Source organism: Kluyvera intermedia, assembly GCF_021440345.1.
Classification (GTDB): domain Bacteria; phylum Pseudomonadota; class Gammaproteobacteria; order Enterobacterales; family Enterobacteriaceae; genus Kluyvera; species Kluyvera intermedia_A.
On sequence record NZ_JAKCNS010000011.1, the window covers coordinates 261,056 to 282,882 of the forward strand.

The 21,827-nt window shown below is 50.4% G+C and carries 34 protein-coding genes and 1 pseudogene; 11 read left to right on the top strand and 24 right to left on the bottom strand.

Annotated features, from left to right (window positions below):
* Nucleotides 1–72: 72 nt before the first annotated feature.
* The 4 genes from LZ634_RS04015 to LZ634_RS04030 all read right to left on the bottom strand — a co-directional run bounded on the left by LZ634_RS04015 (nucleotide 73) and on the right by LZ634_RS04030 (nucleotide 1,934).
* Nucleotides 73–477: a DUF2513 domain-containing protein gene (locus tag LZ634_RS04015; RefSeq protein WP_234502492.1), complete on the bottom strand. Its 405-nt coding sequence runs from the start codon at nucleotides 475–477 to the stop codon at nucleotides 73–75.
* A 107-nt stretch (nucleotides 478–584) separates the two neighbouring features.
* Complete coding sequence (locus LZ634_RS04020; RefSeq protein WP_234502496.1) at nucleotides 585–1,121, bottom strand: hypothetical protein; 537 nt, start codon at nucleotides 1,119–1,121, stop codon at nucleotides 585–587.
* A complete protein-coding gene (locus tag LZ634_RS04025; RefSeq protein WP_320673444.1) occupies nucleotides 1,121–1,693 on the bottom strand; it encodes a lysozyme in 573 nt (190 codons plus the stop codon). The genes LZ634_RS04020 and LZ634_RS04025 overlap by 1 nt, the downstream gene beginning before the upstream one ends.
* Complete coding sequence (locus LZ634_RS04030; protein WP_112203254.1) at nucleotides 1,665–1,934, bottom strand: phage holin; 270 nt, start codon at nucleotides 1,932–1,934, stop codon at nucleotides 1,665–1,667. The genes LZ634_RS04025 and LZ634_RS04030 overlap by 29 nt, the downstream gene beginning before the upstream one ends.
* Before the next feature lie 260 nt (nucleotides 1,935–2,194).
* Here LZ634_RS04030 and LZ634_RS04035 point away from each other — a divergent pair, with 260 nt between their 5' ends.
* Nucleotides 2,195–2,479 carry a DUF2622 domain-containing protein gene (locus LZ634_RS04035; protein WP_234502498.1) on the top strand — a complete coding sequence of 95 codons (285 nt, stop codon included), beginning with the start codon at nucleotides 2,195–2,197 and terminating at the stop codon, nucleotides 2,477–2,479.
* Here the strand turns inward: LZ634_RS04035 and LZ634_RS04040 are convergent.
* The 17 genes and pseudogenes from LZ634_RS04040 to LZ634_RS04120 form a co-directional block, all read right to left on the bottom strand.
* Nucleotides 2,476–2,670, bottom strand: a complete 195-nt coding sequence (locus LZ634_RS04040; protein ID WP_234502500.1) for a hypothetical protein — start codon at nucleotides 2,668–2,670, stop codon at nucleotides 2,476–2,478. The two genes, LZ634_RS04035 and LZ634_RS04040, sit on opposite strands and share 4 nt — an antisense overlap.
* Nucleotides 2,671–2,795: 125 nt before the next feature.
* On the bottom strand, nucleotides 2,796–3,485 hold the full coding sequence (locus LZ634_RS04045) for a bacteriophage antitermination protein Q (protein WP_234502502.1): 690 nt from the start codon (nucleotides 3,483–3,485) through the stop codon (nucleotides 2,796–2,798).
* On the bottom strand, nucleotides 3,482–3,619 hold the full coding sequence (locus tag LZ634_RS04050; RefSeq protein ID WP_234502504.1) for a YlcG family protein: 138 nt from the start codon (nucleotides 3,617–3,619) through the stop codon (nucleotides 3,482–3,484). The genes LZ634_RS04045 and LZ634_RS04050 overlap by 4 nt, the downstream gene beginning before the upstream one ends.
* Nucleotides 3,616–4,260 (bottom strand): HNH endonuclease signature motif containing protein, encoded by a 645-nt coding sequence (locus LZ634_RS04055; protein WP_234502507.1) that lies wholly within the window; start codon nucleotides 4,258–4,260, stop codon nucleotides 3,616–3,618. Before LZ634_RS04055 ends, LZ634_RS04050 begins: the two co-directional genes overlap by 4 nt.
* Nucleotides 4,257–4,904 (bottom strand): recombination protein NinG, encoded by a 648-nt coding sequence (locus LZ634_RS04060; protein WP_234502509.1) that lies wholly within the window; start codon nucleotides 4,902–4,904, stop codon nucleotides 4,257–4,259. The genes LZ634_RS04055 and LZ634_RS04060 overlap by 4 nt, the downstream gene beginning before the upstream one ends.
* A 2-nt stretch (nucleotides 4,905–4,906) precedes the next feature.
* Nucleotides 4,907–5,113, bottom strand: a complete 207-nt coding sequence (locus LZ634_RS04065) for a hypothetical protein (RefSeq protein WP_234502510.1) — start codon at nucleotides 5,111–5,113, stop codon at nucleotides 4,907–4,909.
* Nucleotides 5,113–5,712, bottom strand: a complete 600-nt coding sequence (locus LZ634_RS04070) for a DUF1367 family protein (RefSeq protein ID WP_064545070.1) — start codon at nucleotides 5,710–5,712, stop codon at nucleotides 5,113–5,115. The genes LZ634_RS04065 and LZ634_RS04070 overlap by 1 nt, the downstream gene beginning before the upstream one ends.
* A gap of 139 nt (nucleotides 5,713–5,851) precedes the next feature.
* A complete protein-coding gene (locus tag LZ634_RS04075; protein ID WP_071524449.1) occupies nucleotides 5,852–6,019 on the bottom strand; it encodes a hypothetical protein in 168 nt (55 codons plus the stop codon).
* A 127-nt stretch (nucleotides 6,020–6,146) separates the two neighbouring features.
* Nucleotides 6,147–6,509, bottom strand: a pseudogene (locus LZ634_RS04080) (hypothetical protein); the annotation flags it as partial.
* Nucleotides 6,510–6,754: 245 nt separating this feature from the next.
* Nucleotides 6,755–7,030, bottom strand: a complete 276-nt coding sequence (locus LZ634_RS04085; protein WP_112205441.1) for a hypothetical protein — start codon at nucleotides 7,028–7,030, stop codon at nucleotides 6,755–6,757.
* Between the two features lie 127 nt (nucleotides 7,031–7,157).
* Nucleotides 7,158–7,652 carry an ead/Ea22-like family protein gene (locus LZ634_RS04090; protein WP_112205439.1) on the bottom strand — a complete coding sequence of 165 codons (495 nt, stop codon included), beginning with the start codon at nucleotides 7,650–7,652 and terminating at the stop codon, nucleotides 7,158–7,160.
* Nucleotides 7,649–7,873, bottom strand: a complete 225-nt coding sequence (locus LZ634_RS04095; RefSeq protein WP_234502511.1) for a hypothetical protein — start codon at nucleotides 7,871–7,873, stop codon at nucleotides 7,649–7,651. The genes LZ634_RS04090 and LZ634_RS04095 overlap by 4 nt, the downstream gene beginning before the upstream one ends.
* Nucleotides 7,866–8,414: a hypothetical protein gene (locus LZ634_RS04100; protein ID WP_234502513.1), complete on the bottom strand. Its 549-nt coding sequence runs from the start codon at nucleotides 8,412–8,414 to the stop codon at nucleotides 7,866–7,868. Before LZ634_RS04100 ends, LZ634_RS04095 begins: the two co-directional genes overlap by 8 nt.
* Nucleotides 8,411–9,160 (bottom strand): ATP-binding protein, encoded by a 750-nt coding sequence (locus tag LZ634_RS04105; protein WP_234502515.1) that lies wholly within the window; start codon nucleotides 9,158–9,160, stop codon nucleotides 8,411–8,413. The genes LZ634_RS04100 and LZ634_RS04105 overlap by 4 nt, the downstream gene beginning before the upstream one ends.
* Nucleotides 9,161–9,162: 2 nt before the next feature.
* On the bottom strand, nucleotides 9,163–10,110 hold the full coding sequence (locus LZ634_RS04110) for a DnaT-like ssDNA-binding domain-containing protein (RefSeq protein ID WP_234502517.1): 948 nt from the start codon (nucleotides 10,108–10,110) through the stop codon (nucleotides 9,163–9,165).
* A 167-nt stretch (nucleotides 10,111–10,277) separates the two neighbouring features.
* Nucleotides 10,278–10,817 carry a toxin YdaT domain-containing protein gene (locus LZ634_RS04115; protein ID WP_181545724.1) on the bottom strand — a complete coding sequence of 180 codons (540 nt, stop codon included), beginning with the start codon at nucleotides 10,815–10,817 and terminating at the stop codon, nucleotides 10,278–10,280.
* A 25-nt stretch (nucleotides 10,818–10,842) separates the two neighbouring features.
* Nucleotides 10,843–11,064 carry a helix-turn-helix domain-containing protein gene (locus LZ634_RS04120; protein WP_181545725.1) on the bottom strand — a complete coding sequence of 74 codons (222 nt, stop codon included), beginning with the start codon at nucleotides 11,062–11,064 and terminating at the stop codon, nucleotides 10,843–10,845.
* Between the two features lie 109 nt (nucleotides 11,065–11,173).
* Here LZ634_RS04120 and LZ634_RS04125 point away from each other — a divergent pair, with 109 nt between their 5' ends.
* The 3 genes from LZ634_RS04125 (at nucleotide 11,174) to LZ634_RS04135 (ending at nucleotide 13,697) form a co-directional block, all read left to right on the top strand.
* Nucleotides 11,174–11,872, top strand: coding sequence for an XRE family transcriptional regulator (locus LZ634_RS04125; protein ID WP_182320583.1), 699 nt, complete (start codon nucleotides 11,174–11,176; stop codon nucleotides 11,870–11,872).
* A gap of 251 nt (nucleotides 11,873–12,123) precedes the next feature.
* Complete coding sequence (locus tag LZ634_RS04130) at nucleotides 12,124–12,873, top strand: HipA family kinase (protein ID WP_181545726.1); 750 nt, start codon at nucleotides 12,124–12,126, stop codon at nucleotides 12,871–12,873.
* Complete coding sequence (locus LZ634_RS04135; protein ID WP_181545727.1) at nucleotides 12,870–13,697, top strand: DUF3037 domain-containing protein; 828 nt, start codon at nucleotides 12,870–12,872, stop codon at nucleotides 13,695–13,697. Before LZ634_RS04130 ends, LZ634_RS04135 begins: the two co-directional genes overlap by 4 nt.
* A gap of 42 nt (nucleotides 13,698–13,739) precedes the next feature.
* Here the strand turns inward: LZ634_RS04135 and LZ634_RS04140 are convergent, their stop codons facing one another.
* Both LZ634_RS04140 and LZ634_RS22735 read right to left on the bottom strand, forming a co-directional pair.
* Entirely contained in the window at nucleotides 13,740–13,949 is a 210-nt protein-coding gene (locus tag LZ634_RS04140) for a hypothetical protein (RefSeq protein WP_181545729.1), read from the bottom strand.
* A gap of 300 nt (nucleotides 13,950–14,249) precedes the next feature.
* Nucleotides 14,250–14,480, bottom strand: coding sequence for an ECs_2282 family putative zinc-binding protein (locus LZ634_RS22735; RefSeq protein ID WP_414467728.1), 231 nt, complete (start codon nucleotides 14,478–14,480; stop codon nucleotides 14,250–14,252).
* 121 nt (nucleotides 14,481–14,601) lie between these two features.
* On the opposite strand from LZ634_RS22735, the gene LZ634_RS04150 reads away from it, so the two are divergent.
* From LZ634_RS04150 to xis, 7 genes are all read left to right on the top strand, one after another.
* Nucleotides 14,602–14,802 carry a hypothetical protein gene (locus tag LZ634_RS04150; RefSeq protein ID WP_065554611.1) on the top strand — a complete coding sequence of 67 codons (201 nt, stop codon included), beginning with the start codon at nucleotides 14,602–14,604 and terminating at the stop codon, nucleotides 14,800–14,802.
* Nucleotides 14,802–14,993 carry a DUF1482 family protein gene (locus LZ634_RS04155; protein ID WP_065554610.1) on the top strand — a complete coding sequence of 64 codons (192 nt, stop codon included), beginning with the start codon at nucleotides 14,802–14,804 and terminating at the stop codon, nucleotides 14,991–14,993. The genes LZ634_RS04150 and LZ634_RS04155 overlap by 1 nt, the downstream gene beginning before the upstream one ends.
* A gap of 8 nt (nucleotides 14,994–15,001) precedes the next feature.
* The gene (locus tag LZ634_RS04160) at nucleotides 15,002–15,169 is read left to right on the top strand and encodes a YdaE family protein (RefSeq protein ID WP_234502520.1); all 168 of its coding nucleotides are present in this window, start codon (nucleotides 15,002–15,004) and stop codon (nucleotides 15,167–15,169) included.
* 141 nt (nucleotides 15,170–15,310) lie between these two features.
* Complete coding sequence (locus tag LZ634_RS04165; RefSeq protein WP_234502522.1) at nucleotides 15,311–18,409, top strand: RecE family exodeoxyribonuclease; 3,099 nt, start codon at nucleotides 15,311–15,313, stop codon at nucleotides 18,407–18,409.
* A gap of 11 nt (nucleotides 18,410–18,420) precedes the next feature.
* A complete protein-coding gene (locus LZ634_RS04170) occupies nucleotides 18,421–19,503 on the top strand; it encodes a RecT family recombinase (protein WP_234502524.1) in 1,083 nt (360 codons plus the stop codon).
* 294 nt (nucleotides 19,504–19,797) lie between these two features.
* A complete protein-coding gene (locus tag LZ634_RS04175) occupies nucleotides 19,798–20,040 on the top strand; it encodes a DUF4060 family protein (protein WP_202209224.1) in 243 nt (80 codons plus the stop codon).
* A 48-nt stretch (nucleotides 20,041–20,088) separates the two neighbouring features.
* Nucleotides 20,089–20,373 (top strand): excisionase Xis, encoded by a 285-nt coding sequence (gene xis / locus LZ634_RS04180; RefSeq protein ID WP_234502526.1) that lies wholly within the window; start codon nucleotides 20,089–20,091, stop codon nucleotides 20,371–20,373.
* Here xis and LZ634_RS04185 read toward each other — a convergent pair.
* On the bottom strand, nucleotides 20,351–21,580 hold the full coding sequence (locus LZ634_RS04185) for a tyrosine-type recombinase/integrase (RefSeq protein ID WP_234502528.1): 1,230 nt from the start codon (nucleotides 21,578–21,580) through the stop codon (nucleotides 20,351–20,353). The two genes, xis and LZ634_RS04185, sit on opposite strands and share 23 nt — an antisense overlap.
* Between the last annotated feature and the right edge of the window lie 247 nt (nucleotides 21,581–21,827).

A 21,827-nucleotide genomic window follows, 5' to 3' on the forward strand; every position in this document is an offset into this window, starting at 1 on the left:
CTATGGTTATAGCCATTAAAAAAGCCACCCTGAGGTGGCCTTTGCGATGACAATAAAACCCACAATGGTCGATTAGTCGAAGATTTTATCCAACTGTTTTGCTAGCGCTCTATTGAACAACTCCTTAGAGACCGTCATCAATGTGCCCATGCTGGCATCTTTGAATCCCGTCTTTAATGTCGACCAAACTTCTTGGTTCCTCAGCGCGTCCAAAAAGTCATGTCCGATAGCCGTAAGTCGAAGAGGCATCACAGCCCAATGAATGGTCCCATCAAGAGATTCCACCGCGCCAAAACCTCCATGCCCGTCGCTTCTGGTCATCAATTGCCGATCTTCAAGCAACCTCATGTGGAATACAAACTCATCAGTTTCACAATTATAACCAAGCTTATTTAGCTCAATGATATTCGTATCAGGTGTGTTTGATGCCTCAAAAGCCTCAAGCAATCCCTTTAGGTACTCTTGGTCTATCTTCACGCTTACCCCCTTACTTGAAGTTGAAATAAGAGAATAACAGTGGGAAAAATATTAATGAAATTTGTAACGCCATTATTGAAGCCCCTCAGCGAAGAGCTTCTGTAATGCTATTTCCGGTCGTGTTCGATTTCCCGTATCCCTGCCAACTGGTTGTTTGCCTTCTCAATGGCTGACAGCAGCGGGTTAATCCAGAGAACAGCCTGGCAATACGTTATTGAGCTGGCGGCAGCGGTGCTATCACCGGCTGCGTCAGCGTTCCCGGTATCGGTGTGCATTGCGCTGGCACGTAAACGGTTCGCGTAGCTGAGCAGCCCACCAGCGACATCAGCAGGAACAGGCAGATCACAGGTCTTTTCACGTCGGAGAATCTCCCGGTATTCGATGACTGTTTTCTCGGCACCGGCATCTATCAGCGAGTTCAACCGGCTGGCGTTCTCCGCCACCTGGTTAAACCGGTTGAAGTTAAATGCCTGCGTGGTTATTACCGTAGCCTGTAATGCGTTGTCGCTGCGCAGTATCCGGTTGTCACTCTCAGATGTGGCCAGCGCCGTTTTGCTGTGCTCCAGTAGCACGCAAAGCACCGCAATGATGGTTATGACGACCACCAGCAGAACCGCAACAATCGTAATTTTGCTGGGTTTCATCAGAACACCCCGGGTACAGTTGCAGGAATGCCAGGGTTAAGCGGTCCAAATCCATCATCAAGCTTTTGCGGTTTCTCACCCCACAGGCAAACTTCGCGCTCAATCTCACGCCGGGTTATTAATCCCTTCCACTTTTTGCCACCAGCATAGGTCCAGCGCCGCAACTGCTCGCATGCGCCTTTAATATCACCCTGGTTGATTGTTCTCAGCAGCGTGGAGGTTTTGAAGTTACCAGCACCGACGTTGTATGCGAACGAGTAAAGCGCACCACGCGTTGTTTCAGGGATGGGAACCTTAATGTAAGGGTTAATCTGCCGCGCTACGGTGGCAAGGTCTTTATTGAGTAACGCACGACACTCTGCCTCGGTGTAAGTTTTCCCGAGCATGATGTCGCGTCCTGTATGCCCATAACAGACAGTCCAGACGCCTACAACATCCTGATAGGGATCGTGTCTTACACCTTCTAGGCCGTCATTCCCTGTCGGCCCAGTGATTAACGCAGAAGCGATAGCGATAGCGCCAAGCGGCACCGCCGCGATAACGCTATTCCTCAGCTTTAGTGACATAGCCATTAAGCCTATCCTCCCGCTCTTTGCGTCGGTAATACCAGTTCACTCCACAGGTAATAACGGTGCATGCGATACCGACAATAATTGCCCAGTCACTTAAACCGAGTCCTGCCACTTTGTCGGCCAGCATCCACGATACCTCTTTAGCTGTTTCGGCATACGCCTTTGCAGAGACACCAAAGCCGACCAGCCCGGTCCCTGAACCATATGAAAGTCTGCTGTAAATTGTGCTCATTCGAGTCATAGCCTCACCTCCGGATATTTCGGATGGTGCTGTGTGTGTTGGAAAAGGGTCAGGCTCTCAGTTCTATATAACGGCAACACGAAGTGAAGGTTCCCGGAGCCTGAAAAAGAAAAAAACCAGCACGAAGGCTGGCAATATGAAGGTGATGTCGTTATGCGTGCTCTTTGTCATATACCTGAACTACTCATGTACAAGCGCATTCAGCCATCTGATATTGTTAAATCGCCAAAAGTAACCATATCTTGAACAAGGAATATTCTATGGCCAGTTTTACAGTACGAGTTGAAATGCAAAATGCCGACTGGGATGATTATGAGAACCTTCATAAAAAGATGGCAGCCAAAAAATACTATCGGGAAATCGAGGCCACCTCAGGTACAACTTACCAACTTCCAGACGCAGAATATACTCATACCAGTTCTACAAAAGATGAATCAGCGGTCGCTGATGAAGTTAAAGCGATTGCAGACTCTGTCAGAAAAAGTTCTCGAGTTCTCGTTACAAAATCCGCAGGCCGATCAATACGTGGCTTGAAGGTAGTTTAACAGCCCGTACCATCTTCACATTTGTCTGGAGCGCTATCATGGCGTTCCATTTTGACAAACGCAGCAGCAATTGCCTCGCCTACTTTTTCATATTCCAAAATGCCCCTATCGCTACTCATAGAAGCGGCAATCTTTGATAGCGCCTCACGAGCGATACATTTTGCACTTTCAGGTAATTCAGAAAATTTCATGGGTATTCTCCAGAAACGCAAAAACCCCACGGGATTAACCGCAGGGTTTGAATGTTTGTTTCTTATCGTTTTGCCGCCATTTAAAGTTAAGGCAGCATATCAAAGCAGACTCAAATATGGCCTATTTAATTGACTTTTGCAATACCTTGCTGTGAAAAAGCCGATTTTTGTTGCGATCGTGTTCTCACCGCGCTGAGAAGAGAATCACCATCTAGCCGTTTAAAGATGGCGCACATAGCCCGCCAATAGTCGGCGTAGTTATGGCACCAGTTATCAGGCTTAACGCCACACAGAGCCGCTAGGTCCTGCTGCTGATATACATCCTTGCCCGCCAGCTCCGCTTTGACGTCCTGCGCCGCCAGCCATATCAACCTCTTCAGCCGCTCCATAGTCTTTCCCGCCACTTTCTTCGTGCCGAGATGCTCACGGAAATCATCCCAGGCCCATTGCGTTATTGCCACCTGGTGATCCCAATCGGTGTTTTCGCTGTAGCTCCATAGCAACCAGGCCTTCTGGTGTTCTTCGAGAGACAGCAGCGCGCGGCGCCATGAAGCGGTTGCGAACTCTACCGGCTGAACCAGAGGGATATGCGATCCCTTGGCATGCGACTGCTTACCGGGAATAGGCGGGTTATCCAGTGTCTCCCATTTTTCATTCTCCTCGTCCCACACTCGCGGCTTTTTCCGTTTAAACGTGCCAGTGTCGAACTGTGCATTCCCCAGCCAGGCCATTAACTGCCCCTTCGTTGCACCACTGAAATCTGCCGTGGCCACCATCAGCTGCTGGCGCACGTATTCGAGGTATTGAGTGTTCATACTGCACCGCCTATGGTTTTCACGTAATTTTTCAGTATCCGGTAGTCCGTCAGGATTGAACCTGCGAAACGGTATAAACGCATCCGCTGCCAGCGAACGCGGAGGTGATCGGCAAAATAGGATTCGAATGTCATGCGGCCTCCCTGCTCTTCCTTGGCCCTTGGTATTCCCCATAGGCGGGAATTACGGTTTTTGCTCGAGTATGTCTATGGGTTATCTTCGGAGAAAAAAGTGCTTCCTCCACGCTCATGCCGTTTTTTATGCGCCGAATGATTGTTGGTGCAGAAACCATAACTCGAGGGTCGCGGGACCATTCATAGGCCGTCTTAGTAATCCCCTCAAAGGTGATGGATGACCGTCCTTGTTTCGTGTGCTCAGGAATATGCACTCGAGAACGCATGACATTGCATGCACGACAAAGAACTCTCAGATTTGACTCGTCATTGTTGTCCACAACCTCATCGATGTGATCGATATGCACCGTCTTCCATGTGACAGTCTTTCCGCATTTCTCACACGGAGGTAGCGCCTCGCCATGTCGGTCATAGATAACCTTCCGATGCTCATAAACGAACCCATTTGCCATTACCAACGGATGATCTGGCATCTTGAGCATCTGGTAACCCTTACCATTCCTCTGCCTGGTCTTTCCCTTTCCAACTTTTGTAAGTTCGTAGGTTCCGTAGCGCATCATCCTGAAGTAATGCATTTGGCAGATCCCCTTTCCCGGGTAGTGCTTGCATTCACGATCACAACCTTCAACTTTGCATTTCATGCAGCACTCTCCTGGACTTTTTGACGACGCTTACTCAGAGCATTCGCTCTGCGGGAAAAAATTGACTTCATTCTCTTCAGGTAGTGGATGTCGAACCGGCGAGGCTCGTTGTCGGATTCAAGGCGCTCGACACGTTCCAGTCCTATGCGTTCAATCAGGCGAATGCGGTACTCGACGGCATTTCCGCTTAATTGGCGGTTGCACCGTGTGCAGGCTGAATGAACGTTAAACACGTTGAATTTGAGATGTGATGCAGCACCGCGGGAACGGTAATGACTGGCGTCGATGGCGCTACCAGTCAGATAGTTGCTTTTGCCAATGAGCGGATTGCCGCAGCTGACACAGTCTTTCCCCTCATCACGAATCCTGATGTACCGATTGAAAGCGGACTGGGCCTCTTTATCCCACTGGGATTTAGTCTTTAATGACTCGCGCGCCCTCTGCCGACGTTGGCGCTCTTTTTTCTCAGCAGCGCGCTGGCGGGTAATCTCCTTGCGCTGCGCATCCTCCCGGGATTTTCTGGTTTGTTCTTTGCCGACGGCTCTGGCGCACTCGTAACCGCATACGGTCTGTGTGTCCCGCGTCGGGTGGAACCACTGGCGGCATTCTTTGTTGGCGCACTTGCGGCGCGGTAGCTTTGCCATGCTCACCCCCACGCCTTGCTTTGCCACACACGGCTCGGGCGCGGCGCTTTATCGCCTTCCGGCAACTGCGCGCTGATAGTCCAGGTGATGTTGTCACAGTTCAGGCTACGCTCGACCTTCACGCCACGGCGTCGGTAGTTGTCCACCAGTTCGTCGGCCTGTTCGGTGGTGCATTCGTGATGGTGGAACCAGGAATATTTCATCGCCATCACCCCGCAAAGCTCATGAGCTGCGATGCGGCGTTTTCCGCTTCTCGCTGAGTCTTGAATGCCCGGGACAATACCCAGCGCCACAGAACATCGAGCGCGGCTTTGTACAGTTGCTGGAACTCGGTTTCGTCCATGTTAGCGAAGGCAATACTGCGGGGATGTTTGCGAAGTGTTCCGTCAGGAAGCTGAATAGCGTCATAGTGACCAGACTCGACGATCACCCAGGCGCGATAAGCATCATAGGATTTGCAGATGCTGATGCTACCGGCGCGCTTATCGGCGATGCGGTCCAGATATTGCTCGGCAGCATCCAGGAGTGCTGCTTCGCTTCCCGCGAATGAGGCAAGGAATTTAGCGTACCCGGTTACCAGCTTGCGTTCGTTGGAGGAGATCGCCCCGCCAGTAGGTTCCCAGTATTCAAACCCGAGATTCAGGAGCGCAAAGAAACGGCGATGGAATGCGGGATTCCTCACCTGACGAAATTCGGCTACCAGCACGGCGCCGAGTTTGATTTTTGATTGCAGAATATCGCTGGTCTCCGGCGTAGCGGGGATCAGGATTCCTGATGATTGCTTAATGAGTTGTAGTTCGTGCGCCATGGTACTCTCCGTGGCGCATAAGGCTGTCAGTTGTTCAGGCTGACACTGACATTATGTACAGGTGATAATGGAAAATCAATGCAAGAAAAAACCCGCCGTAGCGGGTTTAATCTTGATGGTGAGTGCTATTTATTGATAACTATTTCTGGCAAACCTTCTTGGACTTGCTGATAGAGCCATCATTACAAACAAATTTTTCACCCGAACAATGCGATATTCCGCCTTTCTTACCTGAGCATGGCTTGTTTGCTGCCGTTGCTGTCAGTGAAAAAAGTGACACCAATAAAACAACAAGAACTTTCTTCATATCCCTATTCCCATCAGTAAAAGTAAGTGAATCGTAGCAGGGATCGATGAAGCGAAAAAGAAAACCCGCCGTAGCGGGTTATATTGTCGATATGGGAATTCACATATCGCTTGTATGGCAGGTTATATCAATCACCAGAGTCTACGAGCTTTTGCATAGCACCTGCGTAACGGGACATGCCGATTTCCAATGCTAACCTCACGTCCTGCTGCGGTGCTGCTGCGAGCATAGCCCTGTATGTCGGGTTAATGGCATCATGTTCGTTCATTGCTGCCCATCCTGCTTTATTCATAGCCTCCGTTGGCTCTTTTGGAACCAACTGCCAACCATCCGGAGTTACCGGAGAGTTGCGCATGGCCACCTTCAATGCCTCGTAGAAGCACACCTTCAAATTATTGAACTGGTATCCATTAAGTGGACCATGCTCTGTCAGCATGTCGTGTAACTTCCATGCGGCATCGTTAACATCATTAGATGACTGTGTTGGTATCGTGCAGGGCGCTGGAGGTGTAATGCCCTCAATCTCCATAATTCGTTCGTCATCAGTTGGCTCGTCACCTTTGCGACTCACCAGCAGCTCTTCCAGCCCTTTAATCGCATCAGCGATGACGTATGCCATGTCGCCGCCGTTCTGGTACTGGAGGGAGCGTTTCAGCTCTGCGATGAGGCGGATAAGCCGCTCAGCGGTAAGCGGTTTGTTTGCAGGATGGTTAGCTGGGTCTGTTAAGTTGATATTCATGCTGCACGCTTCTGCTTACGGTTAGAGCGGCACACAAGCGCCCAAAAGTTCATTTCGCAAATCATCGCCGTCAGCACTTCAGCCCGACGACGACACCCTAATTTATTGGACTTCCCAACCGACCGCTTGCGCTGACGCAACACCTTTCGTGTGTGCGCCGCCTGTACTTCATCACGTCGCTGTTTTGAGGCGTAAACACCCTTTGCAGGTACTTTCCGCGCCTGTTTCTGGTAGGCAGTTAACAGGTCATGCACATCTGATGATTTAGTCATTCTGTTTACGCTCCTTAGCGCTTATATCCAGTGAGAAACATGAAGCCGACAACGGTGCACACAGCAACGCCTATTCCCGCAATGCCGATTAACGCCCAGACCAGAATTGTTCCGATTGTTGCAATCATCATCCTTCTCCTTCGATAACCTGGATGCCAGCGGCGTCGAGCATTTCAAAAATCGCCGTTTTGTTAAACCAGTGTCCTGCTGGGTATGGCACCATTACCGCATGCCCACTTTGAACAACCCCCACGTGTAACTCAGGAAGCTTCACGGTGACTGTGCGGGACTCCAGCACGCTATTCGATAACTCGACAGTTCTCAGTTGTTCCTGCAGCTGTTTCACCTCGTCGAAAAGTTCGCAGGCATGGCGGCCTTGCTTAGCGCTTTTATGCTGCTCAGCTTCCAGCGCCTCTACCAGAGTCCGAATCATCCGCGCGGCCTGTCCACACTCATCAACGATAGAAACGTTTGTGCCGGTTTCTACTCCATCGACTTCGAATCGCAAATCGACATCATCAGAATCAATATCGCTGGCCTCAAATTGAGAGATATATTCCATTGTGAATGCGGACGCTTTTGCTTTGCTGACGAGCAGCGCCAGTGCGGTGATATCGTTCATTCCTCGTCCTCCAAGTCAGCAATAGCGTCCATAACGTCAGAGCCGCGAATAATTTCAAATGCGTGGCAGGCCATTTTAAAAACGAGCTGCTCTTGCGGGTGCGGTGATTCCCAGTACTTAAATCCTGGGCGGTGCGAGTAGCCCTGCATCGCGTAAAATTCACCGGCAAGCTCAATGGCCGCATCGACTAGTTCGCGATTTGTCATTGGCTGGTTAGTCATGCTCGGCTCCTTGGCGTAACTGGGCGGCGAACTCAACAGCACGAAATACAGCTGATTTAATTGCGTGAGTGTGATTGCTACCCGGTCGAAGTTGCTGATAAACATGACCGAGTTCAGTTGCAAATTTATCTACGCCACGCGCTTCTGCGTCAGCCAGGTACGCGTCTGTTGCCGGGGTTTCCAGTGAGCGATATAGCGCAACGATATCGTCAGTTTCGCTTGGCTCTTCGTGAGAGCAGTTGGGGCATACAGCGATAGAGCCAGCATGCTGTTCGATGAGTTCTTTCAGCCCCGCATTCTCCGCGACCGCCTGCACCACCTTCAGCTCCAGATTGTGAATAGTCGCGTTTGCTGCTGTGAACTCGCGACGGGATTCAGATGGTTGCTGCTCTGATGCTTTGGATGCTGCTTTCCATCCCATCCATGCGCCCTGAACCAATTCATCCCGATACTGCTCTTCACCATCATCATCGGTAAAAGTCGAACGGCTCCAGTAAGGTTGCAGCCACGCTTCAAATTGTTCTCTGCTAGTCATGCTCATTTCACTGCCCTCAGATGCGATACGTTCTTGCGGTAACTGGCCCAGTCAAAGTTCACCCAGATGCCGTTATCCATGGTTAAGCGGTCGATAATTCGAAGCCCCAGTGCATCATGAAGCCCTGCATGATTCAGGTTCGTCAGTACGCCAACAGGCTTCATCGACGACAACCGGCGATCGATAACCTGATTCAGAATGACCTTTTCGCCACTGCTGCCGCGTTGAATACCGACCTCATCCAGCACCAGCAACTCAACTTTGCAGAGGTCATCCAACAGAGAGGCTTCCGACTGGCCGCCGTCGTAGCACTCGCGAACCCGGAGCATCAGATCCGGAATGGTGACAACCAGAACTGAATGGCCAGCAGCCAGGAGATGGTTTCCGATAGCCGCAGCAAGATGGTTTTTGCCAGTGCCCGGACCGCCGCTGAACACGAAACTTGCAAAGCCGGTCCCGAAGTTCTGCGCGTAGCTTTTCGCCATGGTGTAGGCCTTGCGCTGTTGCTCGCTGGATACTTCGTAGTTGGCGAACGTGCAGCTGCGATGCAGGCTCTGGATACCAGATCGACCGAAGATTTTCTCTGTGCGCGCTTTCTGATTCCGCTTGCCCAGCTCTTCGCAATGTTTCAGGCCTTCTTCCCGTTGCCACGCCAGAAGCTCTGCTGCGCTGGTGAACTTAGGCTGAACGCCTGGCGGTATGAGTTTTTTCAGGCGCTCAAGAGCACTGCCGGAATTAACAATGTTTTTCACCGTTACCCCCTGAATCCGGTTGGGATGGTTTTATCTGGCTCAGAAATGCGATTGGGATCTCGCTGTCCAACATGGACGGTCCTTTGGCCGTGACCACGCGATTGCAACAGACTGTTGGCAAAGGTCTGCTCCCAAGCCAACTGGTGTTTAACCTTGCCGTCAGGTATCCAGTAATCACGGAATTGATGAAGTTCTTCAGCGGTGTAACCCGGCTCAGTGCCGACGTTCTTACCCCAGAGCGCAGCCTGACGCACGAAGTCTGGAGACGGGGTCCATGAGTCAGTGATCGGAAATTTACCCAATGGGCCAAAATCCAGACCGGGCCCAAAATCCTCGTTCTGAGGTTTGGGAGGGATAACTGGCAGAGGTGGGTGATTTCCAGAAATATCATCCCCAGAATGACTTCCGCCCGCGCGTTCTCTCTCTGGGTTTAGATCTTCTCTTCTCTTCTCTTCTCTGTGGTTACGCGTTACGTTATTAGTAACGTTACTCGTTACGTTACTTTCCTGGAGTTTTTTCCGTTCACGAAACTCCTTCTGGCGCTGCGCATTTGTCTTGGCCGTAGCTGAGCGCATATCACCTGACGTATTGTATTCATTGAAGTTTGGAAGAATGACGCAGTTATTCTCCGCATCATAAATGGCCCAGCCTACGGTTGATAATGCAGCCCCAAAACCGGGTACTCCGACAATATCATCGATATCAGACAGGTCTGCATTTTCAAATACACCGTTACGCGAGTGTTCATTTGCCGCAGACCAAAACGTTACTAGTAACGACACCGTAACGTTACGGGTTACGTTACGCGTTACAACGTCTGATAACGTGGTGTTATGCGAAAGTGTGAACATTTTTCCCACCTCCGGTGAACGCTCCAGTATTCGCGCAATTCCGTTCACCTTCGGGCTGGTGACCAGTGATGTACGCATCTTTATCCAGTCTCCGGCCATTAAGTCCTCCTGAAGAATAATTAAGGGAAGATTTATCCAGTCGCGGTCCGACACGCTGGCAAAACAATTTGTTGTTAGGCATACTTACCCCGCAATGATTTCGCAATGAATTGCACCAGAAAGCCGTTGGTGTTCGCGCACCGCGGCTTTCGCCATTTTTGAACCGGTCATATAGCCCCCAGCATCATCTGCACCATCTCCATCAGCGGACCAGTTAACCCAGGGTCAACGCGATACATCTCCACGATCCCCTCGCTCAACTCTTTCAGCTTCTGATGCCGTGGCGCATCCAGCGCGACGGCAATCTTTGCTTCACTGGTTTCTTTCTCCATACGCGCCAGGCGAGCCATGATGTTGTCCTCTGGCAGCAGGCGATTGCGAAACTCAATCGGCAGAACCGCGAGGATTGCCGGGGTTAGCTGGCGGACGTTCTCGCGATACCGCTCGCTGTTGAATTGGTTGTCCAGGAAGCGAAAGAGCTTCTGGCGTTTCCGGCAGAGATCATCAGGGAAAGTGATGTCATCACCACCCTGCGCCTGGTACTCTTCGATGATCAGAGCCGTAACTACGTCCTGACCATCTGCGCCCGCCCAGGAGCGGACCGCGTCACGAATGGCATCATGTTTATCGCCATGCTCTTGTTGAGCACGATTTATCATCGCGGACGAATGGAATCCGGTATTTTGTTGGTACGTAAGTGATTGCATAGTGCTTTCCCTTTCGTGGTTAGAATTAGCGGTTGTTTGAACCAAGCAACAATGCGAGATCTGGACGAATATCAGCTGGCTTAACCTTCCCGTTTGTTGCTGACACGATTTTCATAACGTATCGCGCATCAATGCCGCCTCCATGGAGCCATCGCCAAACAGTTGGCTGAGCTACACCGCAGAGGTCTGCAAGCTTTTTTTGACTGCCGGCAATATCAATGGCGCGTTGGATTATTTTGTTGGTCATTTTCAATTCCTAAAAGTATTGAACGAGACAATGATAGCAATGCGTATTAATCAAGGCAATAGCAAAACGTGTTTTGACCATCAATACGCAAGCGTATAAATTAAAAACCATGAAAAAAGAAACTCTTGCTGAACGCCTGAATCAGGCAATGGAACAGTCCGGGATGTCTCAGGGCGCTCTTGCGAAGGCGTCAGGAGTTGCTCAGCCAACCATCTGGAGACTAACGAGCGGTAACGCTCGCGGTTCGACTAAGATTGTAGAAATTGCGAATGCGCTCGGTGTGAGAACTGAGTGGTTGTCTACAGGTATTGGGCCAATGAGATCTGACGGTCAACAACCAGCTTCCATTGCTCCTATAAAAGCCGATCCAAACATTTTCCGTGTTGACGTCCTCGACCTTACAGTCAGCGCTGGCCCCGGAGTCATTAATAGTGAGTTCGTGGAGGTGTTACGCTCCGTGGAATACTCAGTTGAAGATGCGCGCCAGATGTTCAACGGGCGTAAACAAGAGCAGATCCGTATTATCAACGTTCGCGGTGACAGCATGTCCGGAACAATTGAACCAGGTGATCTTCTTTTCGTCGACATTAGCATTCAGCATTTCGATGGAGATGGCATTTACGCATTCCTGTACGACGAAACAGCTCATGTTAAGCGACTTCAGAAGATGAAAGACAAACTACTGGTAATCTCAGACAACCAGACCTATCGCCCGTGGGAGCCAATTGAGAAGGAAGAGATGAACAAGATTTTCGTCTTCGGGAAGGTGATTGGTAGCATGCCGCAGACGTACAGGAAGCATGGGTAAGAAGTTGCCTGAATCACCGCAGGAAATGGTTTTTTCTCCATCCGCCTGAAAGAGCTGGATGCTATGTACGAGAAGTACATGAAGGGCCGAATTCGTTCATCTGAGGATTGAGATGATGCAGCGGGAACGATTGAGGTATCTAACAAAAATCGATGTTGAGATTTGGCATGACTTTGCTTCAGGCGCTGTCCTAGCGGGCCCGGCATTTGAAATGCATCAGTTAAGCAACCACGAATAGGCAAGGATTAGTGATGGAGCGCGAAGCAGGCAACAATGATGCAATCCCTAATGTCGTTGAAATAATTCGTCGCATTAATGAAGGCTCTACACAACCATATCTTTGCAAATGTGATGATGGCCAATTGTATGTTTTGAAATCGAAGCCATCGATGCCACCTAAAAATCTCTTGGCTGAGTTCATTTCTGGTTGCCTGGCTAACGATTTAGGCCTTGCTTTGCCTGACTTTAAAATCGTATTCGTGCCGGAAGATCTTGTTGAGTACTCACCTGACCTTCAACGTGACATTTGTACCGGCCACGCCTTTGCGTCACTTTACATCGAAGGTGCGGTAGCACTGACGTTCTCTCAGTCAAGGAATGAGTCCATCGTACCTATAGAGCAACAGAAGTTAATCTATGTCTTTGATAGATGGGTAATCAATGCCGATAGAACGCTTACCAGTAAAGGTGGGAACGTCAATATTCTTTATGATGTTGGCAACGATAAGTATTATCTAATTGACCATAATCTATCCTTTGATGAAAATGCTGATCCTGATGATTTTTTAGTTCATGTCTACGGCCCTGGTAATCGCAAGTGGGAGTATGACTTAGTAGATCGCCTTGAGTATCGTCAGAAGGTCGTCGATAGCTTAGTTAAGCTTCCTGCTATTCTTGAAGAAATTCCAGATGAGTGGATCGTTGATGATGAGTTTTTACCTTTTGTTTGCGACACCTTAGATAAAGGCGACCGTGATGAATTTTGGAGCGAGATAGCATGACAACCCCATGCCTTTACAGCATTGTTAGGTATGCGCCCTATGCGGAAACTGAAGAGTTTGCGAACATAGGCGTAGTCATCTGCGCGCCAAAAGAAAATTACTTTGATTTTCAGATAACTAAGAGAAATGATTCTCGTGTAAAAAGCTTTTTCCACGATGATTGTATTTTCCCTGTAGCAAAAGACACCATTCAACGAGAGTTGCAATTCGCAAAAGCCCAAGCTTCACAGATTTCTGGACATCAGCAACTTGCTCAATTCTTTAGATATTTTACTTCGAAAAAAGAATCTATTTTTCAGTTCAGCACGACAAGGGTTGTTCTCAGTGAAAATCCAAAGGAAGATTTGACACGTATTTACAATAAATATGTTAATCACTCCGATTACACCAAAGAACGTCGTGAGGATGTGCTTGCAAGAGAGCTCAAACGAAGTATTGATAGAATTGATGGTTTAAGAAATATTTTTAAGCAGGAGTCTATTGATGGGTTTTATGCAAAATTCTCAATGCCTTTAGTAGCAAAAAGGCAAAATGAGATTCAATGCGCGATTAAGCCTATAGCATTCACTCAGACTGAACCTGGGAAAATGATGGAACATAGCGACACTTGGGTCATGAGGATCACTAGAGCTGCCGAAGAAAATCTACTGAAGATTGAAGATATTCTTTTTACCATTGAAGTACCAGAATCTCCCACTACAGGTCAAAAAAAGGTTATAGATACTATAAAGAAAACAATGGACGCTAAGAAGATAAACCATATTCCTGCATCAAATCATAAAGATACAATAGAGTTTGCCAAGAAAATATTATTAGAGTCTTAACTCTTATCTTTTAACCCGGCCATCACGCCGGGTTTTTACTGCCTATTTAACAGCCTTACTGCCATTTCTCACTATCTCTGCCGCATCCCTGTTCACGCCCTTTCCGATAACATTCCCAGTTTCTTTGCGATATTGCTCTAGCTTGTCAATGATGGTCTGCTGAGTAACAGGTAAATCCGCCAGCGCTAACTCCATTACCGCCCGCCCTGCGGCATGAGCCATCATGTTCACTCTTTCTTCATTTAATTCCATTCAGCCACCCCGTCTTGATGTTTTTTTGAGCATAACATGCGACCGCATTAAAAATAAATTCCTTTCGCTATCAACATTTTAATAGCAATTGCATTCATTAAATAGCAATACGTATTGATATGACTGATAGCCATTGCTATTATCACCTCATCGCGAAACACTAAGCGCATAAGGTTCAACAACGTTCCGCCAGCCTGGCGACAAGGGCAAACGAGAGGGAGTGAGATGAGCAACGTAAAAGTGGCGCCCATCAGAATTGACGCCAGCGAAGCAGTAAGGCAATTGGGTGAACTTATTGACCTATTTAAATTTGAAACCCGTTCCTTTGAATGCGTTACCCAGCATGGCATTGAGCTGTTTTGTAACAACATCCTTGCCCTGCTGAATTGCATCGTCCTTTGTGATTTCCCTGCCGCAATCGGCGCAGGATGCCCCGACGAAGTTGTTCTCAAAATCAAAATCATCGGGTCGCTTGATGAGTTCGCAGCCGCAATCCGGGCAGGCGAGTTTCATCTGGATTGAGTCACACATGTTTAATTCCTCTTCACTATTGGGGGATTAAACATTAACCGATTCCTTTCTATTGGGGAATAGCAGGAACCCACGCAGCCTGAGTGGGTTATCAAACCAGGCACTACTTAAGGGGGTTGAGATGAAAGCTAATCCAGTAATACCAAACAGCGGTCGCGCAGTGGCAATGCGCAGCCAGCGCACCGGCGCAGCATGGCTGGTTTCTTTTGATTACCGCGAAGGTCTGTACTGGCACGAACCGCAGGGAAACCTGCGCAATATCCGCCGCACTTATTCTTCACGCACCATTGACCCTTCCCTTGTACCGGCGGGGACGCACTGATGGGGACTCTGTTTGCTTTAGTGCTGACCGTCGGCATGACGAATGGCAGCTTTCAGGATGTGGTTATCGGGGTGTACGACAACCAGCAACAATGTGAAATCGCAGCAGTTGAACAACATGTTTCTGGTGAATGTTATCCGGTAGACGCGGTTATCCCGGCTGATGAAATTCCAGCATCAAGGTCTTTTTAGGGGGAGATATGCAAAAGAAGAAATGCGCTTACCGCCACTGCGGAAAGCCAATTGAGCAGGGAAAAGAAGTAAAGAACACACTGACGTTGATCCACGGCGCGCAACTGAAGCACGAAGAACGCGATTACTGCTGTGTGCAGTGTTCTTCATACGACCAGATGGCCCACGAGTCATAACGTAAAAACCCGCCGAAGCGGGCCAGTACGTCCGGTGCCACCGACCAAAGTTACACCGGAAATTTTACAAAAAACCAATGAACACCCAATGGGCGCCACCAATGGCCCGGGGATTCTAACACCCAAAAAAGAGGATCTCACATGGAATTCTTTAATGTGGTTAAGGCCACTCAGAAATCCGGCAAGAAAGATGCAGTGATTTGGCGCAGTGCGAAATCAGAAGCTCGCGCTAATCTTCAGCTCGATGTTGATCTGGAAGATGCCGGAATTGAGACCGGTCGCGGCAAGGATTACCAGAAGCCAATCCGTACTGACTTCCCTGTGTTTAACGACCTGCCGGAAGAAGGTGTGGTTGATTATACCTGGTGCGAACGCTACGAACTGGCCGAAGACCTGCGCACCTGGCAGCTGAAACCCGGCGCGGCGCCGCAGGACACTTTCCACCAGGAAGACGTTGCAGACAACGATTTAACCACTGAGCTGATGGGCGAAGAGAACGGTGACCGCAAGGTTGAATTCTCCAACGACGAGAACGCCGAATTCCAGCTGGTCACCATGCCTTTCCGTATTCAGTTGCTGGCGCAGCTGTGCGCCGAAACAGGCCATGTTTACCACATCAGCATCCCACGCCGTAAAGAACTTTCAGCGTTAGAAATGGATATGGATAACACCTATGTTCAGAACCTGCTGATGGCTGTAGAAAACGCGCCGGAAGTTAAAGCCTACGATATGCCAACACTCTGGAAGCTGACCGACGCGGTGAAAAAAGTATTCCCGCAGATACAGCGCCATGAACTGAACCACTTTATTCAGTTCGTTAAAGCGTGGGTTAGTACCGAATACATCGATCGCGGCCTGCTGGTCAAAGAGTGGCAAAAGGGAAACCGTGTGGCGAAAATCCAGCGCACCGATACCGGAACCAATGCTGGCGGCGGCAATAAGACAGACCGCAACCCCGATTACGAACATACCCTGAATACGCTGGACGAAGAGATCGCACTGGCCACTTTGCCAATGGATTTCGACATCTACAATATTCCGGGTTCAATTCATCGCCGGGCTAAAGAGATCGTCAGCAAGAAAGAAAGCCCATTCAAAGAGTGGTCCGCCGCCCTACGCAAATGTGCTGGCATCCTGGACTATTCGCGCGCCGCTATCTTCGCACTTATCCGCGGCGCCGCAGAGAACGTTCACCACTTCCCGGTCAGCCTGCAGACTTACATCAATGCCAATTTGACTGAGTCTAAACATGATGCGCCAACAGCAGAAACCGTAGCTACTGCGCAAATTGCCCCCGTAGCTAATGATGAAGCGATTTCTTTCGATGAAGTCAGCAAACGTCTAGCAGCCGGTCGCGGTGAGTTTGTGCCGGGTATCAGCGACCCAACAGATCCCCAATGGGTTCACGAAGACCTGACACAAACCAAACAGCCACAAATCGCCAGCATGGGGAACGGCATGTTCTCCATCGATGGCCTGATGAACGCCCCAGCAAAACAACCCGAGGAAACCACCAGCGATGAGCAGATGGAAGAGACTGAGCGCGCCGAAGGCGAAACTAACCATGCGGTATCAGCAGGCGAAGGTGCTGTGGAAGATGATCAGCAGACAGATACCGTAGCGGAAATCGTGTGTACTGGTTGCGGCGCTGTCGGTGGCGGCCACTGTTCGGAATGCGGGCCCGTTGTTGGCGATGCTACCTACGCAGCAATGGAAGCGGATTTGAAAGAAGAAGCTGATGCGCGTGAACCTGAAGGCAGCAACGCGGAAATTCTGGCCGCCGCGGCACCGAGCCTAGCGAACCATGAAGCGGCAGATGTTAACCAAAAACCGGAAAACGTGAATCAAAATGACGGTTCTGTGCATCAGGAAGACCAAAATGCGCATCAAAACAGCCCAGAAGTGAATCAGGACGAACCAGAAGGTAATCAGCCAGAGCCGGTTGCCGAATACCCTGCTTTCTTCGAGCCAGGTCGTTATGAAGGTCTGCCAAACGAGGTTTACCACGCGGCGAACGGTATCAGCTCAACACAGGTTAAAGATGCCCGCGTGTCCCTGATGTACTTCAACGCTCGCCACGTCGAGAAGACCATCACGAAAGAACGCTCTCCGGTTCTGGATATGGGCAATCTTGTGCATGCGCTGGCGCTGCAACCTGAACAACTGGATGCCGAATTCAGCGTTGAACCGGTTATTCCAGAAGGTGCATTCACTACAACGGCAACAATCCGCGCGTTTATCGATGAGCATAACGCCAGTCTGCCAGCGCTGCTGTCAGCCGACGATATCAAAGCACTGCTGGAAGAGTACAACGCCACCCTGCCGCCGCAGGTACCGCTGGGGGCAGCGCTGGAAGAAACCGGGCAAAGCTACATGGCGCTGCCTGCTGAGTTCCAACGTGTTGAAGAGGGGCAAAAAGCCACCGCGGCCAAAATGAAAGCCTGTATCAAAGAGTACAACGCCACCCTACCGCAGCAGGTGAAAACCAGCGGCAGTCGTGACGCTCTGCTCGAGCAGCTGGCGGTGATTAACCCTGACCTGGTTGCACAGGAAGCGCAGAAGCCTCAGCCGTTGAAAGTCTCCGGCACGAAAGCCGATCTGATTCAGGCCGTGAAGGCTGTCAATCCTGACGCTGTATTTGCCGACGAACTGCTGGATGCCTGGCGCGAAAACCCGGAAGGCAAAGTTCTGGTAACCCGCCAGCAGCTGAGCACCGCACTGAATATTCAGAAAGCCCTGCTCCAGCACCCGACTGCCGGCAAGCTACTGACGCACCCGAGCCGCGCTGTTGAGGTGAGTTATTTCGGGTTCGACGACGAAACTGGGCTGGAAGTCCGTGTGCGTCCGGATCTGGAAATCGACCTGGATGGTGTGCGCATCGGTGCCGACCTGAAAACCATCAGCATGTGGAACATCAAGCAGGAAGGCCTGCGCGCCAAGTTACACCGGGAGATCATCGACCGCGATTATCACCTCAGCGCAGCGATGTACTGCGAGACGGCAGCACTTGACCAGTTCTTCTGGATTTTCGTCAACAAAGACGAGAACTACCACTGGATCGCCATTATCGAGGCATCTGTCGAGCTGCTGGAACTGGGCATGCTGGAGTACCGCAAGGCGATGCGCGCCATTGCAACCGGCTTTGATACTGGCGAGTGGCCAGCGCCAATCACCGCCGACTACACCGACGAACTGAACGATTTTGACATGCGCCGCCTTGAAGCACTGCGCCTGGCATAAGGGGAATGATGATGGAAAATAACAACGTAACCGTAGCGGATCAAAACACTGTCGTTAACTCAAATATCGCGCTTTTCGATTCCCAATATCTGAACGCCATCAGCGCATTCGCCAGCATCATGGCACAGGGAGCGGCAACCGTTCCGCGTCATTTGCAGGGGAACCAGGCTGACTGTATGGCCGTCGCCATGCAAGCATCACAGTGGCAGATGAACCCGTTTGCAGTAGCGCAGAAAACGCACCTGATTAATGGGGTTCTGGGCTATGAGGCGCAACTTGTAAACGCCGTAATTTCGCGCAGTGGCGTTCTGGCAACACGTTTTGAATACGAATGGTACGGGCCATGGGAAAACGTCATCGGCAAATTCAACATCCGTAAAAGCGACAAAGGCGAATACCGTGTTCCGGGTTGGGGTATGGCTGATGAAATTGGCGTCGGAATTATTATCCGGGCCCGCCTCAAAGGTGAAGAAACGCCGCGCGAACTTGACCTGCTTCTGGCTCAGGCTCGAGTTCGTAACTCTACACTTTGGGCCGATGATCCACGCCAGCAGCTGGCGTACCTCGCTGTTAAGCGTTGGGCTCGCCTATTTTGTCCGGACGTGATTCTCGGTGTGTATACCCCGGATGAACTGGATGATCGCTCAGAGCGCGTTATTAACCCTGAACCAGTACAACGAATGAGTGTGCAGGAAATTACCCACGAGGCCAGCACCCAAACCAGCAGCACACAGGAATCAGATTCGGGTGCTGGCTCTATTGCTGATGAATTCCGCGCCCGGATTGATGCAGCCGAAGATGTGGATGCGGCAAAAGCAGTCGGTGAAGACATTAACCAGGCTAAAGCGACTCTGGGCTCAGCGCTGTACACCGAACTCAAGAACAAGGCAACGCAGCGTTATCACCGGGTTAACGCTCGCAACAAAGTAGAAGCGACCATTAACTCCCTGCCGAACGCCGGCGAACCGGATGCGGCCGAATTGTTCACGAAGGCAGAAGCAACACTCAACGCTGCGCGCCGTCACCTGGGCGACGAACTGTTTGAGCAGTTCCGCGTAACCCTCGACGACATGAAACCGGAATACGTTGGCTAACGGAGGTCGGCCCCGTATGGGGCCGGATACCAATATGACCAATAAAGCAGAAAGACAAACAGCCGTCGCTAATTATCTGCTCAAACACCAGCAGTGCCGACTCGTAGACATTAGCGAGGCGCTATGTGTAACAGACAGGGCCGCTCGTTACATCGTTAGAGAAATGATCTCTCAAGGAATGCTAACTCGCGTAAAGAGGGGGATCGATGGCGGTGCAAACAGATTAGCAATGAGCCAATGGTATGCGGAAAAATCCTCAAACGAGCCGGCACCCAAACAAGCAAGGGGTTCAGCATGAAGCTAATTAACCGCGGCAACAAGCAATCACCTATTGCGCGTCAGGCATGCGAGATCGCGCTGGCAACACACCACCAGCGTTACGGCGACTATGGGCGCAGCAAGATGAAAGAGACGTACACAGTCCGGGTATCGGGCGTGAAGGTTTGGGTGGAAGTGGTCAATCGCAGTCGCAGCTATGTCGCTACGGCGATGACGGGTATGCGCCGGCTACGTGCGCTGCCAGGCCAGGTATCTTGATAGCTAATTTGAAAAAAAATGGCCCGAGTATGGCCACTGGGGAAAACGATGAGCAGAAATACTGAAGACTTCAAATTGATGAGCACCCGAGAAATTTGCGAGCAGCTATGCATTTCGTCGAGAACACTGGATCGCTACCGGAAGCGCCCAGGTAATGGAAACCCATTCCCGGAGCCGGACTGCTCCTACATGGGCGGATCCAACAAGTGGCTAAAAACCAAAGTTGAAGAATGGCAGTGCCGGGAAATGGCCCGTCCTGTTCGCCGCCCAATGACACACCTGAACCTACCCCGTGACGTTAAAGGGCGACTTATCCGGTCTGACGCGGCGTGAATTCCAGAACATCGGGCTCGATGATGCTCATCAATCGGGCCCACCACCTGCCATACGCTTCTCTCATTTCTTCGATGTAGGTGTGCTTATCGTACACCGACCACACACCAGGCAGTTTATGGCCGAGCATTATCTCGGCGATATGCGGCTCTGTCAGTTCGGAAAAATTCGTTCTCGCCGTTCGGCGTAGGTCATGAACAGTGAAGTGCGGGATCTGTTCGTCATATGCCTTGAGCATGAATTTCACCAGGTTACTGCTGATGCTCATGTGGAAGCATTCACTCATCGGCTTATCTTCATGGCTCGAGAAGATAAAACGACCGGGAGCCAGCTCAATAACCCGTTTTAACATCGGGAGCATTTCAGGAATGATCGGGCGAACAATCGGCTTTTTAGTTTTCCGGCCTGTTTTGTGGTTTTCCCACGGTACGGTCCAGACCCCTTCCTCAAAATCAAAGTGCGAAACTTCGGCCTTACGGAGTTCTCCAACCCTGCATGCCCACACGAGGCATAATTTAAAGAGAATTTTGTTCCGCTCAATCAGTCGGGAATCTTCGATAGCTCTCCAGACAAGTGCCATCTCCTTACGGTCCAGCGTTCGTTCACCCATTTTCTTCTGAATGCCAAAATCCCGCCCGGATAATTCTGCCAGTGGGTTAACCTCCAGCAGCTGGCGTTTCACAGCCCACGAATAGCATTGCCGACCATTGCTTATTACCCGCCGGGTGATCTCGGAATACCCTTCCGCTAACCGGTCGAGAACGGTTAGCCAGTTGTGCAACGTAAGCTGATGCGCCTGGTATCTACCGAGCTTAGGAAATACGTGAAGCTCAAATGTGCGCTTGATCTGTTCAGCCGTTTCTTTCTGGATGCACACCATGGAGTACCATTCGCGGAAGAGTTCCTCAAACGTGTACTGGCTGTTAATTTTGGCTTTGTCGAGACTTTGCCGGATGCGTGGGTTTTCGCCGCGGGCAAGAATAGCCGACCACTTCGCAACTTCGTCGCGCGCAGCTTTCAGCCCGAACTCCGGGTAACTGCCGATCGTCATTTTGTCCTGCTTACCCAGGAAGCGGAAACGATAGAAGAAGGTAACCGCCCCTTTCTTGGATATACGAACCCACAGACCATCACGGTCTGCCTTCTCTTCTACTTTTTCGCGTTCGCGCCCGAGGCACGACTTTAGATAACTATCTGAAATAGCCATGGTTTGTCTCTGCGTGTGTCCATCAGAACGGGAGGTTCTGTGTCCATCATAGGATATGGACGCACTGGTGGACACAAAAACCGTGACTTATGATGTCGTAGGTTGACTGTACATGCAAACAGTATTGTTTTTGTGAGAGCTGATTTGGTGGGGATCTTACGGGGAATTTGTCGGAGGTTTGCGGAGGCTGTCGGAGTGTCAGTTATCGATATGTGCAATGATGGAGAAGTTACGTATATTCTTCATA

Excerpts from the sequence above, each read along its gene's own strand:
- LZ634_RS04020 (WP_234502496.1), bottom strand. The coding sequence starts at position 1,121 with ATGAAACCCAGCAAAATTACGATTGTTGCGGTTCTGCTGGTGGTCGTC.
- LZ634_RS04025 (WP_320673444.1), bottom strand. The coding sequence starts at position 1,693 with ATGGCTATGTCACTAAAGCTGAGGAATAGCGTTATCGCGGCGGTGCCG.
- LZ634_RS04030 (WP_112203254.1), bottom strand. The coding sequence starts at position 1,934 with ATGACTCGAATGAGCACAATTTACAGCAGACTTTCATATGGTTCAGGG.
- LZ634_RS04035 (WP_234502498.1), top strand. The coding sequence starts at position 2,195 with ATGGCCAGTTTTACAGTACGAGTTGAAATGCAAAATGCCGACTGGGAT.
- LZ634_RS04040 (WP_234502500.1), bottom strand. The coding sequence starts at position 2,670 with ATGAAATTTTCTGAATTACCTGAAAGTGCAAAATGTATCGCTCGTGAG.
- LZ634_RS04045 (WP_234502502.1), bottom strand. The coding sequence starts at position 3,485 with ATGAACACTCAATACCTCGAATACGTGCGCCAGCAGCTGATGGTGGCC.
- LZ634_RS04050 (WP_234502504.1), bottom strand. The coding sequence starts at position 3,619 with ATGACATTCGAATCCTATTTTGCCGATCACCTCCGCGTTCGCTGGCAG.
- LZ634_RS04055 (WP_234502507.1), bottom strand. The coding sequence starts at position 4,260 with ATGAAATGCAAAGTTGAAGGTTGTGATCGTGAATGCAAGCACTACCCG.
- LZ634_RS04060 (WP_234502509.1), bottom strand. The coding sequence starts at position 4,904 with ATGGCAAAGCTACCGCGCCGCAAGTGCGCCAACAAAGAATGCCGCCAG.
- LZ634_RS04065 (WP_234502510.1), bottom strand. The coding sequence starts at position 5,113 with ATGGCGATGAAATATTCCTGGTTCCACCATCACGAATGCACCACCGAA.
- LZ634_RS04070 (WP_064545070.1), bottom strand. The coding sequence starts at position 5,712 with ATGGCGCACGAACTACAACTCATTAAGCAATCATCAGGAATCCTGATC.
- LZ634_RS04075 (WP_071524449.1), bottom strand. The coding sequence starts at position 6,019 with ATGAAGAAAGTTCTTGTTGTTTTATTGGTGTCACTTTTTTCACTGACA.
- LZ634_RS04085 (WP_112205441.1), bottom strand. The coding sequence starts at position 7,030 with ATGACTAAATCATCAGATGTGCATGACCTGTTAACTGCCTACCAGAAA.
- LZ634_RS04090 (WP_112205439.1), bottom strand. The coding sequence starts at position 7,652 with ATGAACGATATCACCGCACTGGCGCTGCTCGTCAGCAAAGCAAAAGCG.
- LZ634_RS04095 (WP_234502511.1), bottom strand. The coding sequence starts at position 7,873 with ATGACTAACCAGCCAATGACAAATCGCGAACTAGTCGATGCGGCCATT.
- LZ634_RS04100 (WP_234502513.1), bottom strand. The coding sequence starts at position 8,414 with ATGAGCATGACTAGCAGAGAACAATTTGAAGCGTGGCTGCAACCTTAC.
- LZ634_RS04110 (WP_234502517.1), bottom strand. The coding sequence starts at position 10,110 with ATGGCCGGAGACTGGATAAAGATGCGTACATCACTGGTCACCAGCCCG.
- LZ634_RS04115 (WP_181545724.1), bottom strand. The coding sequence starts at position 10,817 with ATGCAATCACTTACGTACCAACAAAATACCGGATTCCATTCGTCCGCG.
- LZ634_RS04120 (WP_181545725.1), bottom strand. The coding sequence starts at position 11,064 with ATGACCAACAAAATAATCCAACGCGCCATTGATATTGCCGGCAGTCAA.
- LZ634_RS04125 (WP_182320583.1), top strand. The coding sequence starts at position 11,174 with ATGAAAAAAGAAACTCTTGCTGAACGCCTGAATCAGGCAATGGAACAG.
- LZ634_RS04130 (WP_181545726.1), top strand. The coding sequence starts at position 12,124 with ATGGAGCGCGAAGCAGGCAACAATGATGCAATCCCTAATGTCGTTGAA.
- LZ634_RS04135 (WP_181545727.1), top strand. The coding sequence starts at position 12,870 with ATGACAACCCCATGCCTTTACAGCATTGTTAGGTATGCGCCCTATGCG.
- LZ634_RS04140 (WP_181545729.1), bottom strand. The coding sequence starts at position 13,949 with ATGGAATTAAATGAAGAAAGAGTGAACATGATGGCTCATGCCGCAGGG.
- LZ634_RS22735 (WP_414467728.1), bottom strand. The coding sequence starts at position 14,480 with ATGTGTGACTCAATCCAGATGAAACTCGCCTGCCCGGATTGCGGCTGC.
- LZ634_RS04150 (WP_065554611.1), top strand. The coding sequence starts at position 14,602 with ATGAAAGCTAATCCAGTAATACCAAACAGCGGTCGCGCAGTGGCAATG.
- LZ634_RS04155 (WP_065554610.1), top strand. The coding sequence starts at position 14,802 with ATGGGGACTCTGTTTGCTTTAGTGCTGACCGTCGGCATGACGAATGGC.
- LZ634_RS04160 (WP_234502520.1), top strand. The coding sequence starts at position 15,002 with ATGCAAAAGAAGAAATGCGCTTACCGCCACTGCGGAAAGCCAATTGAG.
- LZ634_RS04165 (WP_234502522.1), top strand. The coding sequence starts at position 15,311 with ATGGAATTCTTTAATGTGGTTAAGGCCACTCAGAAATCCGGCAAGAAA.
- LZ634_RS04170 (WP_234502524.1), top strand. The coding sequence starts at position 18,421 with ATGGAAAATAACAACGTAACCGTAGCGGATCAAAACACTGTCGTTAAC.
- LZ634_RS04175 (WP_202209224.1), top strand. The coding sequence starts at position 19,798 with ATGAAGCTAATTAACCGCGGCAACAAGCAATCACCTATTGCGCGTCAG.
- xis (WP_234502526.1), top strand. The coding sequence starts at position 20,089 with ATGAGCAGAAATACTGAAGACTTCAAATTGATGAGCACCCGAGAAATT.
- LZ634_RS04185 (WP_234502528.1), bottom strand. The coding sequence starts at position 21,580 with ATGGCTATTTCAGATAGTTATCTAAAGTCGTGCCTCGGGCGCGAACGC.